General features: G+C 37.4%; 9 protein-coding genes and 1 pseudogene. 8 read left to right on the top strand and 2 right to left on the bottom strand.

Annotated features, from left to right (window positions below; genetic code table 11):
- Positions 1-3: 3 nt before the first annotated feature.
- Entirely contained in the window at positions 4-330 is a 327-nt protein-coding gene (locus LXL81_RS15450; RefSeq protein WP_234647702.1) for a DUF1761 domain-containing protein, read from the bottom strand.
- A gap of 509 nt (positions 331-839) precedes the next feature.
- Here LXL81_RS15450 and LXL81_RS15445 point away from each other — a divergent pair.
- The 5 genes and pseudogenes from LXL81_RS15445 to LXL81_RS15425 all read left to right on the top strand — a co-directional run bounded on the left by LXL81_RS15445 (position 840) and on the right by LXL81_RS15425 (position 5,802).
- Complete coding sequence (locus LXL81_RS15445; RefSeq protein ID WP_234647701.1) at positions 840-2,030, top strand: 4-hydroxybenzoate 3-monooxygenase; 1,191 nt, start codon at positions 840-842, stop codon at positions 2,028-2,030.
- A gap of 150 nt (positions 2,031-2,180) precedes the next feature.
- Positions 2,181-3,056 (top strand): AraC family transcriptional regulator, encoded by an 876-nt coding sequence (locus tag LXL81_RS15440; protein ID WP_234647700.1) that lies wholly within the window; start codon positions 2,181-2,183, stop codon positions 3,054-3,056.
- Positions 3,057-3,383: 327 nt separating this feature from the next.
- A pseudogene (locus tag LXL81_RS15435) lies at positions 3,384-3,941 on the top strand (recombinase family protein).
- A gap of 123 nt (positions 3,942-4,064) precedes the next feature.
- Positions 4,065-4,550 (top strand): hypothetical protein, encoded by a 486-nt coding sequence (locus tag LXL81_RS15430; RefSeq protein WP_234647699.1) that lies wholly within the window; start codon positions 4,065-4,067, stop codon positions 4,548-4,550.
- Between the two features lie 4 nt (positions 4,551-4,554).
- On the top strand, positions 4,555-5,802 hold the full coding sequence (locus LXL81_RS15425; RefSeq protein ID WP_234647698.1) for a glycosyltransferase: 1,248 nt from the start codon (positions 4,555-4,557) through the stop codon (positions 5,800-5,802).
- Between the two features lie 413 nt (positions 5,803-6,215).
- Here LXL81_RS15425 and LXL81_RS15420 read toward each other — a convergent pair whose 3' ends face one another.
- Positions 6,216-7,709: an HNH endonuclease gene (locus LXL81_RS15420; protein ID WP_234647697.1), complete on the bottom strand. Its 1,494-nt coding sequence runs from the start codon at positions 7,707-7,709 to the stop codon at positions 6,216-6,218.
- Positions 7,710-7,853: 144 nt separating this feature from the next.
- Between LXL81_RS15420 and LXL81_RS15415 the strand changes: the two genes are divergently transcribed.
- Genes LXL81_RS15415 through LXL81_RS15405 form a run of 3 tightly spaced genes read left to right on the top strand, consistent with a single transcriptional unit; the run spans position 7,854 to position 11,955 of the window.
- Positions 7,854-8,162, top strand: coding sequence for a helix-turn-helix domain-containing protein (locus LXL81_RS15415; RefSeq protein WP_234647696.1), 309 nt, complete (start codon positions 7,854-7,856; stop codon positions 8,160-8,162).
- Positions 8,159-10,810 carry a TrlF family AAA-like ATPase gene (locus tag LXL81_RS15410; protein WP_234647695.1) on the top strand — a complete coding sequence of 884 codons (2,652 nt, stop codon included), beginning with the start codon at positions 8,159-8,161 and terminating at the stop codon, positions 10,808-10,810. The genes LXL81_RS15415 and LXL81_RS15410 overlap by 4 nt, the downstream gene beginning before the upstream one ends.
- Positions 10,798-11,955: an RNA-binding domain-containing protein gene (locus LXL81_RS15405; protein ID WP_234647694.1), complete on the top strand. Its 1,158-nt coding sequence runs from the start codon at positions 10,798-10,800 to the stop codon at positions 11,953-11,955. Before LXL81_RS15410 ends, LXL81_RS15405 begins: the two co-directional genes overlap by 13 nt.
- The last annotated feature ends 33 nt before the right edge of the window (positions 11,956-11,988 follow it).

The following is an 11,988-nucleotide window of genomic DNA, read 5'->3' as shown; positions in this document are numbered from 1 at the left end:
CAACTATCGCATTGCAAATAAGATTAAACTCGTCATGTTAATGCCTACTAAGTGGTAGCTGCTAGTAATGACGCTGTAAAGCAGCGGCCGCGGAATATTTGGATTAATCGCAATGTTCGTTGTATTAGAAACTAAAAATCCAATCCCAATAATCATTGCAAACTCAATAGCTTCGCCGTAGGTAGTGATATCCAGATTATAAAACAGGATAGTGCTTGCCAGGATCGTCACCAATACGCAGATTCCGGGGCTGGCAATAAAAAGCGGACCTTGATTATTTAGTTCCTGCCCGCCTTTGCCCAATGAAACCTTATAGATCTCGCTGAACAATTGGAGTGAGGTCAATACGTCCTAATTAATCGGTGGTTAAACTGAAAATCTATGTAAACCCGTATTTCATTGTAAAATTTATTAGGAACTGCTCTATCAATAATTTTGGTCTATTAAACGGAGAAACATTCCGGTTTAAATGTACTTTGTTATGTCTTACAATTCGTATCAATTTAAGAAGTCCTATTGAAAACTGAGTTAACCTTTGTTCCAATCAATTTATATTTCCCAGTGCTTAAATACAAGATCATCTTTCATCAGGTTTACAGTAATGTTCGAGGATCCACCGAGCAGGTGTGTTAGAACTAATTATAACATTCCCTTTTTCAGTTCTATTTGATCTTATCTGTGGAGTATGCTTTAATAATAGAAATTTCTTTAAATAAGTGAATCGTCCATCTTATCCCGTGACTTGTTATACGTATTGCGCATTGCGTTTGCTGACCTTTGTGGTAGGATAAAAACAAAGTTCAAAACAATCAATACGTAGAAATTTAAAGTAATCTATTATGGGAAGTAATCAAGAAAATATAACTGAACAGACTACAGTTGTTATTATTGGGGCGGGAGTATCAGGTCTGACGCTGGCAACCTTCCTGCAAAAATCCGGCGTGGCTTGCGTTGTGTTGGAAAGAAGGGACAGGGCATATATTGAAATGCGACAGCGTGCCGGGGTGGTTGATGCGCGTGGAGTGCGTATGTTCGAACAATGGGATCTGGCAGACAAATTGCTTTTTGGACTAGTCGCGCAGACAATCGATTACCGTCTTAACGGTGCTGGCCGTATTTTTGAAATAGTGGGAGAAGACGGTAGTCCAAGCAGATTCTGCACACAGCAGATGCTTGTGGGAAACCTGATGAAGGAATTTATTGATAACATGGCCGGTGACGTACGTTTTGATATCGCTGATGTCACCATCCACAATGAGGAAGGGCAACATCCAAAAATTACCTATTCAGATGCCAACGGGTCACACGCGCTTGCATGTGATTATATTGCCGGATGTGACTCAGACCGTGGTGTTAGCCGTGCATCTATCCCAGACGGTGTTTTGACCAAATATAGCCATGAGTTTGGATATGCATGGCTGGCTGCGCTCGTCGAAGCTCCCGTCACCAGCCATGCCATCATGGGTGTCAGTGATTATGGTTGTGTTGCACAGCTTCCGCGCGGTCCGCACAGAAGCCGGTATTATCTGCAATGCGCATTAAGTGATGGTCCCGAAGATTGGTCAGATCAACGGATTTGGGATGAAATTCGCCTTAGACTTAATGACAAAACCATACAGAATGCCCTGGTTCATGACAAATTCTTTGTTCCGCTGCGATCCGTTGTATATGCGCCGATTCAGTATCGCAATCTTTTTCTTGTCGGCGATGCTGCACACTTGGTTCCGCCTACAAGTGCCAAAGGGATGAATCTTGCTCTTTACGACGTAGATATTTTATCACAGGCTATCTTGCGTGCTGTACAAGAAGATGATACTATGGGATTGGAAAGCTATTCTGACACGGTATTGACTCACATATGGAACTACCAGGACTTTGCGGTTTGGATTACAGACATGATGCATGATGCCGGTGATCCCACGCAACGCGGTACGTTTCGTCAGATGATTGCACGTGCCCGTCTTGATAATTTATTTGACTCTGAAACTGCTGCACATCTGCACAGTGAGTACCAGCGGGGAATGAATTGAAATAGTAATCAGGGGTTGGCAATGTCTTGAGTTATGCCATAAGGGTAGGTAAGACGGGATTTGTCCAACTTTTGATTCTATTTACCTAAAAGGATATTTTTTACCGTTCTTTGTTTAAAGCACCTTAGCTTGTCGCATAAAAACACATTGATGAGCAGAAAAGAAAAAATACGGGTTCACAGTATGGATGATTGGTTTTCAGGTGTCTACATAAAACCTTTTGGAACCGAAAAATTCTCTGTTCCGGCCTACGAAATTTCAGAGCCACACAGGCATGATTTCTATTACTGTGTGCTGCTGGACAAGGGCTCAATGGAGCTTGAAGTTGACTTCGAAAAGATCCGGTTAACTGAACAGTCTCTTTTTCTTTCTTATCCTGGTCAGATTCACAGGATCATTTCGGCCCAAATGGAGCGGGGCTGGTTTCTGGCTTTTGACCCGTCTATGGTTGATAAACAGCTTAAAGATATTCTGGATCAGTGCTTGTCAGAAATAATACTTGTTCCCCTGTCGTCTACGCAATCGATGAATCATTTTTCTTTCATCAGTCATCTATATACCGTTTACAGTGACCCTGCTCAGATGTTTAGTCAAAAAATTATCCATTCCATGGTGACGGCATTTGTATATCAAATAGCATCAGCCTACCTTTCAATAGAGCGATCCGACCTGTTCAGGCACTCCGTGCGAAGTATTGAGATCACTAAAACTTTCAAGCAAATACTTCGCCGCAATTTCAAAACGATGAAAAGGCCATCAGAGTTTGCCGCTAAAATGAGTATCACCTCAAGCCACTTGAATGATACGGTCAGAGCTGTTACAGGATTTCCGGTAACTTATTATATACAGCAGGAATTAATGAGGGAAGCGCAAAGGTTGCTATTTTATTCAGACCTTTCTGTAAAAGAAATAGCTGACTCTCTGGGTTTCGAAGATGCTCAATATTTCAGCCGTTTATTCAGTAAGGTTGTAAAAATGTCTCCCGGTGCATTCAGAAAAAAAAGTGGAACATCTGTCCAGTTATAGAATTTTCATTAATACAACGTGATTTATATAATCTGCACTTGTAGTTAGAATGTAATTATCACAAAATTACAAACAACATCTATTTCGGTCTGAATCGTGACACTGTCCAGCGCGTTATCGATTGTCGATATGTAACTGCTATAAAGTGACTAAATATCCGGTGGTATTTATGTACTCTCAGCGCCATGGGATTTTCGTCCCATTTGGTTCTGAAAAGAGCCAATTTCTGCACTTTCAAATTACAGATTAGTGGTACACCAAAACAAATTACTGTATATTGCCAGCTGGCACGTTAAACTGTACTATTTGAGATGGTGATTTGGATACATAAGGGTTTCGAAGACCGAGCAGAACCAGGATCTGCAATTTGATTCTCTCAAGAAAGCAGGTTGCGAGAAAATTTATCATGAAAAGATTTCAGGTGCTTCCATCCAGAGGCCGGAATAAATAAGGATGCTTTCGGAGCTTCGTAAAGGAGATGTCATTGTTGTTTGGAGAATTGACCGCCTTGGCCGAACAACTTATGAACTGATTAAGCTCATGGTCGAATGGAAGGAAATGGGAGTGGACTTCCGGAGTATTTCTGAGGGGATTGATACTTCTACCAAAATGGGTCGGCTATGGTATATGCTCAGCTCGGTTTTTGCTGAAAACGAAAGAGAGATATTGATGGAGCGTACACTTGCTGGCATGGAAGCAGCCCGTGCTCGTGGAAGGGTAGGGGGGCGTCCAAAAGGGTTGACTAAAAAATCCAAAGAACTGGCTGGTTTGGCGGCTACTTTGTATCAAAGTAAAAAGTACACTACCATGCAGATATGTGAACAACTGAAAATTGGTAGTAAAGCAACACTTTATAATTATTTAAGGCATGAAGGAAGAGATTGAAGGGTGGAGTCGAGTGAAATCCGATTAGATCTAAAATTAAAACAGTTGATGTTCATTCATTCACATGGAATAATGTACTATCTCTAGTTAATAGTATCTTTATGACAATAAAAACCGCAAATTATGACTGCAAAAGAAATAATTGAAAAAGCATTGTCGTTCCCAATGGATCATGTTACCGAGAGGTATGCCAGAGACAATGACATTTCGTTAGATGTTGCGAAAGAGCATGAGATTGAATTAAAACGGTTTCTCGCTCTCTGTTCAATTAATCCTCATAAGTCATATGGTATGGCAGGAGTTACAGACGAACTTTGGCATACCTTTATCTTTCATACGAAATCGTATTTTGAGTTTTGTTCGTCTATAAACGGAAGTTATATTCACCATACCCCAGAGCCTTCTGACGAAAAAAGCAATCTGTCACCATACGTGGAGATGCTTAAAGACTATGAGAATGTTTTTGGTCAGGCTTCACCGAAGCACATCTGGCCGGACATAAAAAATTCCAATATCTCCGGGTCAGCATGCGGAACTAGTTGTAGTCGCTGTGGACACGGCTGCTCCTCTTGTGGCCATGGCTGTCGTGGATGTACAAGTTGTCACTAATATTATGGAACTACTATTTATTGGAAAGATACCACCCGTCGAAGGTGGCGAAAGTATAAACTCTCTTAAATATATTTTAAAACTCGCAAAAGAAGGTCATGTCGTTCATGTAGTAACAAACGCCAACGAAGTAGAATTAAGTTTTAGGACATTATTTTTAACCGACGATGAACAATATTTATCAGAATTGCTAGGTGCCAATGTGATTGTCCACAATAGTGAATCTATTGATGGGTTTAGTCACATTCCTTATTCACAAGCATATTTTTCTAAATTGTTTGGTATCTGTTGTGATGTAATTAAAAAAAATAATATTGAACATATTTACGGATGGTATTTTGAACCATATGGCTTATTAGCAAGTATTTTAGCTAAAATATTTGAAATTAATACTTCTGTATTCCATGCCGGAAGTGACTTAGGGAGATTATCTTCTCATCCAAATCTGCACAATGCTTATCAATGGATGACAGAAAATATTCACGTTCTTTACACCAAGCCTAGCTCACAGAATTTGTTAACCCAAACTTTTAGCGTTAAACAGGAAATAATTAAGACGGATAGGGGTTGGGATTTACCTATCTACTTTAAAAAACAACCCTTATTTGATTTTTACAAGTATGTAGAATTGTCACAATCTTTTTTTCAGAAATTTCTTAACCAGCATAAGATTTTATGTAATGAACTAACTAGAATTAATAGCAAACTACTAAACAAAAGCTTAATTACGATCGGCATATACGGAAAAATAAGTTCTAATAAAGGCCAATTAGAATTAATTAAGGCTTTAAGTTACCTTGCTGAGAATAACTACGAATTCAATTTCATTATTATTTCTTGCGGAAGGCTAAACCGAGCGATTAATTTATACGAGTCAATAATTCAAGAACAGGCATTGTCGAAACAGACATGGATTCTGCCATTCATTCCTAACTGGAGAATACCGGGATTTATTAAAAGTTGTGACATAATGTGTTTTTTAGAAAACAACTTCCCAATTAAAATTCACAGACCTCAAATACCACTTGAGATTCTATCTCAAGGTCGCTGTCTAGTGTTGTCCAATGACATTGTAAATAACTTGTCTTATAAAAACTCTCTTATTGATAAAGTTAATTATTTAAACGTTAAAGAGGTGACAGTCGAAGGTCTTATTGAGACATTACAATTTGCAATGGAAAGTAAGAATAATGTTAGGACAATTGGTAGCCATGGAAAGACAGTTTATAGAAATCTTTTGCATGCCACGTAAAATATGTACTCAGTATATTTCATCGCCTTTCTTGGGTTACGTAGAAGCCAAAATATAAAGGCTTAGAATATTCTAAAAAAATGTAACGACGTAGGCTCATTTTAGACTATACGATAAATTGAAAATATAATTTCATCCAAAGGGCAAGCCATTTCCGGGAAAGATTATCATAAGGGTAGACATTTAGTAAGTCATGGATTTTGATGGTTCATAGCATTTGTTACACTTACATCAATCTTTGATTTCTACCAAAAGTTATATTCTTGTTTTATCATTGCTTTCAATTCTTAAATTTATTGAGCATTTTTCTGACATCCTTCTCGCACAATCCGAGGAGTTGACAGAAAATTTGGTGTTCCTAATGTCAATCACCTCATTATGGCTACATTGAGAATCTAAAGGTCGAAGCGCGGTCAAGATTTATTTATTTGGATGAAGTGGGAGAGTAAATTGAACTTTGCATGGCCATATTTTTTAAATCCGCCAAATTTTTGATCGTGCATACATCTTATCAGTTCTTCAAGAGAGGAATTAAGAGTAACTTTTCCTTCGTGGGACTCAAAATAATTTTGTCGATAAAAACTTACCGGATCCTCGCTGTCGATTCTTTTCATTTCTAAGTGCATTTCTAAAAGCTCTTCAGTTTCAAAATCAGACATACTAGCTAAGATATCGCTCTCTATTTCTGATAATTGCATTACGCCGGAAGCTTTATCCTTTTTTCTAAGTACCAGGTTCAATGCAACCCGGCTCGAAATATACTTCATATAAGCTGAAAAATCGAGAATATAACTTGGGTTTGTCTGTTTCTCTTTTTTTTCTAATAAATCATACATTTCTGAAATCGGTAGGTGTTGAATGTCCCCCCAATCGACTCCTAAGTCCGCTGCTAATATTGGTAAATATTTCCATCTTATATTACGTACATTAGTTTCAGATTTATCCTGTTTCATAATTGTTTGGTAGTATACTTTATTAATAGGTGCGCCTTTATATTCATGGTTTAAGATAACATAATATTGAAAGGTGCTGAAGAGATCTACATAGCATACTAATTTTCGATCTTCAAAGGAGTCATCCGTATATAAAAGTAATGTATGAGTTGGAAATTCATCCTCCAGAGCAATTCTAAAAGGCTCTATTACATAGTCTAATGTGCCAAGAGGAAAAAATGGAACAATATTTTTTGTAAAGATTATGGCTTGCTCTGTGATATCTAGAGTGCAGGGAACATCCTCTCGATTAATTCCAGCCGCCATTGCAAAGCCAGTAGCTATTTTGTTTAATCCCAGCTTAAAGGTTTCATTAAAGTTCGTTAATCCTTCGGAGAAGTTGATTCCAATTTCATAGTAGTCTTTGATATTATCAATAAATTCGAATTTTACTTTAGACAAATCAGCTCCCAAGCCGATTAATTGTCTCTTAACCAGAACTAAATAGTTTTTTTGTGTTTTCAGATCAGCAAAAATTGATACGACCTTTTTCTCCTTATCGTAATCATAAGAAGGTTTTAATGGTAATATTTTCCCGTCTCGTAGCTGGATCTCCATCTTGGATCCGTCATGTTTGATAATGTGTCCGCGCAAACTCTTTTTGGTCTTTCCACCGTGAGCCTTCGCCGCAAGTAAATGATTTATAGGATCGGTAAAAACATCAAATATTTTGACGAATTCTGAGTCTACCGCTTGTGATAGTTTAGAACCGCAAGTCTCACATAAGATACCATCGCTTTTAAGACGGCCGTACAGTGCATTTTGGATGATGTGTTCATCGTGTTTGAACTTAGTACTATCTGTATTTTTTTCAGATACTCGCTCATACTGATTCTTGTCAATCATTTCAAGGCCACATAAGTAGCATATTGGCACTTTATATTGTGTTAGAGGAGTGTTTTCGATGACAGGCATAATTGATACGATAGAATTCGAGTGTTAATTCTTTATTTTAGGATGTCGTTTCTTCAAACGTAAATCTTAAATATATTCAAAAATTTCATTCTAATGAATTATTTGGTATTTTTGACATTATATGACAAGAAAACTTTTGACTAATTGGAGACACTAGCGGAAATACTCAAAAGCGCCAGAGACAACAAGAGTCTATTACTTAGGGAAGTAGCTGCGGCAATTGGTGCTGATACGGCTATGATTAGTAAATTCGAAAAAGGAGAACGTAAGCCGACTAGAAATCAGATTTCACTTCTCGCGAAGTTTTTAGAAATCAACGAAAAGCAGTTGTTGATCATCTTTCTAAGTGATAAAGTTGCAAACGAACTCGTTAATGAAGACGTAGCTAGGGAAGCACTTGAAGCTGCATTGGAAAAGGTAGACTTTCTTCAAAGAAAACAAACATTCAGATGAGTCAGGAACAGTATACAACCTCGATCTTTGAAAATGGAGCAACGTGGTTACGTGCTGATTTTCACTTACATACGCATAAGGATAAAGAATTTAAGCGTCTCGATAACCCCAATGACTTTTTCAATCAGTGTCTTTTGCGTCTCAAAGAGGAACAAATTAATATAGCAGTCATTACCAATCACAATAAGTTCGACAAAGATGAGTATGGCAATTTCAGACGAAAAGCAATAAAGGAGGATGTGTGGATACTTCCAGGAGTAGAGCTTTCTGTAAACGACGGAGCAAACGGAATCCATTGTTTGATTGTTTTTGATGCAGGATCCTGGCTAGTTAATTCAGAAGACTTTATCAACCAATTTGTTTCTGCTGCTTTTGAGGGGGTAGCCAACCGTGAAAATGAGAATACAAGATGCAACTATGATCTAAATTCAGTACTTAGGAAGTTAAATGAGCATAAATCTCAGGGCCGAGATTCTTTTATCGTGATGGCACATGTTGAACAAGACAGCGGTTTTCTTCACGAATTAGACGGTGGGAGGATTCAACAATTTGCTAGGGATGAACTTTTTAGGGAATTCGTTTTAGGATTTCAAAAGTTTAGAACCTACGACAAGTTGCAGGCACTTAGCACATGGTTTCAAAATAGGTTACCTGCGTTCGTGGAGGGCAGTGATTGCAAGTGCATAGATGATGTCGGAAAACCACACCGACAAGGGGATCAAGATAAGAAAACCTATATAAAAATTGGTTCATTCAACTTTGATGCGTTAAAGTATTCCCTGCTAGATCACAAGAATAGAATTTCTACTTCACTGCCACTCATAGAAAAGGCATGGTTAAGATCATTATCTTTCACAACTAGCAAGTGGCAGGATAAAAAGATAAGCTTTAGTGCCAGTATGAATAATCTTATAGGAATTCGGGGAAGCGGAAAGTCTTCTATTTTGGAAACAATTCGGTATGCACTTGATATTCCACTAGGAAAAAATTCTCACGAGCCTTCCTACAAAGAACGTTTAGTACAAAACTTTCTTGGAAGTGGAGGCAAGTTGAGGGCTGAGTTTATAAACAAGCATGGGCAGGTTTTTATTTCAGAAAAAATTTTCGGGGAATCTTCAGTTTTGTATTTGAATGGTGAGCTTCAGCATAATTTGAAAATCGGGGCCATTATAAATAAGCCATTGTATTACGGGCAAAAGGACCTTTCGGATATTGGTGGCGAGACTTCAACCGAAGATTTAATATCGAAGCTGATGGGTGATAAATTGTCGTTAACCCGTCAGCGTATTGAGGATAAGGTTGTAGAGATTGGAGAATTCCTTGAAGAACTTCAGAAAGTAAATAAATCATTGTCGCAGAAAAAAGACATTGAAGAAAGAAAGGCTTCTATTGAGCTAAATATGAAAATCTTTCAAGATCTACAGATAGATCAAAAACTAAACCGACAAATTGAATTTGATAAGGATAATAATAGACTTGATACATTGCTTGCCTTTGAAAAGACTATAACGAAATCGCTTGCTAGTTCTTTGAGCGAGTATAGGGAGCTTTTTGAGGGACAAAAAACGTATCAATCAAAAGAAAATGTAGAACTTTTCAAAAATGTCTACGACTCTTTTGATAGATACGAACAAATTTTCTTAAAGCTGGAATCGATTGTTGGAGAATTGGGAATGGAAACCACAACGTTGCAGACCCTTAAAGATGGCTTTGAAAGACATTACGAGCAATTGAGAGAGGAATTTTCAAAGATAAAGAGAGAGATTAATTTGCCAAATATTGAGGCAGATGCGTATGTGAAGTTGTCAAAAGACCTTGATCTTCAAAAAGCTAAGCTAATCGAAATAGAAAAGCTTAGCCTTCGCCGAGAAAATTTAAGACAAAAATTAAATCAATCTCTTGTAGATCTTAAATCGCTATGGCATGCCGAATATTTATTGGTATCTGAACAGGTAACTCAGTTAAACAGTGATCAGTCGAAACTAAAAATTGAAATTGATTTCAAAGGAAATAAGGATAGGTTTAAAGAATTCTTACGTGGAAGTGTAAAAGGAAGCGGTCTTAGGGACAATGCTTTGTCAGAAATTGCAGATCATTACGCAGATTTGATTGAAGTATATCATGACCTAAAAAAGGAAGGTAGTAAATTAAATATCGTATTATCCGGAGGAAACAATCTTGCCAATTTTACCACCAAGTTTCTTGAAAATCTAAGAGCATTTCTAACCTATCGAATACCAGACAAATTTACTATTTATTATAATGGCAGACCTTTACAGGAACATTCGCTTGGTCAACGAGCATCAGCGTTAATTCTTTTTATACTTACTTTAAAAGAAAATGATATTATAATTATCGATCAGCCAGAGGACGATCTTGATAATCAAACAATTTATACAGATGTAATATCAGAATTACGAAAATTGAAAGATAAAACACAGTTCATTTTTGCTACTCATAATCCAAACATTCCGGTACTCGGTGATTGTGAGCAAAACTTAGCCTGTTCTTACGATAACGGGGTCATCTCAACAATCGAAGGGAGTATCGATGATACTGAAATCCAAAAGAAAATTGTTGACATTATGGAGGGTGGAGAAAAGGCGTTCAATCAGAGAAAGATGATTTACGAATTATGGAAGCATTAGAATTACTAGATCTCATTCAACTTGGAGAAAGTTCAATAACTCAATTTAAAGAACGATTGCCGCACCAAGATTCCCTTGCCCAAGAAATGGTTGCTTTTTCCAATACTGAGGGTGGTAGAATTATAATTGGAGTGAACGATAAAACCGCTGATTTAAATGGCTTATCCTTCCAAGAGATACAAGCAACAAACTTGCAGTTAGTTAATGTAGCATCACAGCTTGTTTTTCCGCCAATATTTATTAAAACTGAAACAGTTAGTGTCAATGGACAACAATTGATTGTAGTAGATGTAAAGGAAGGGGTTAGTAAGCCGTATAAAGATAGGAATGGGTCCATTTTTAAGAAAAATGGCTCTGACAAGCGAAAAGTAACCTCAAATGATGAGATAGCTAGATTGCTTCAAAGCGGAAAGCTAATGTATGCAGATGAAACGCAAGTTCACGGAACTTCGCTTGCAGATATAGATTTAGACATATTTAAGACGTTCATTTTAAACAAATATGGAAAGCCATTTGAGGACTTAGGTATAGATCTGCAGAAAGCCCTAGAAAATTTAAATCTAATGCAGGGTGGGATTCTGACACTTGCAGGTTTGTTACTTTTCTGCGGGCACCGGCAGCAATACAGGCCACAATTTACAATTCAGTGCGTTGCAGTTAATGATAACATTATCACTGGTAATTCTTTCGAAGATAGTGAAGCACCAATTGATGGAACGATCAGCCAAATTTATGAAAAGGCTATTGGATTTATTGATCGCAATATGAGAAAAATGCAGATCGGATCTTCCTTTAATAGTCCTTCTAAATGGGAAATACCATACGAAGTTTTTGAGGAAATACTGGTTAACGCTTTGATTCATAGGGACTACTTTATTCAGTCTACAATTAAGATTTTTATTTATTCTGATAGGATAGAGATTCATAGCCCCGGAAAACTGCCTAATTCCCTGACCCTTGACAATATTAGAAACGGAATATCTATTGCCAGAAATCCAATTCTTTTGTCAGTTGCTCAATTTATTTTGCCATACAAAGGGTTAGGGACAGGTATAACCAGAGCAATTTCTTTACACCCATCAATTGAGTTTAGTAATGATGTCGTTGGCGAGCAATTCAGAGTGATCATTAAACATATTTCATAACTGGGTTTTTAAACGTTTAAGGTTAACGATCAA

This window comes from Dyadobacter sp. CY356 (genome assembly GCF_021440195.1).
Taxonomy (GTDB): Bacteria; Bacteroidota; Bacteroidia; order Cytophagales; family Spirosomataceae; genus Dyadobacter.
The sequence above is the reverse complement of the archived record's forward strand: the minus strand, read 5'-3'. Positions and strand labels throughout refer to the sequence as shown.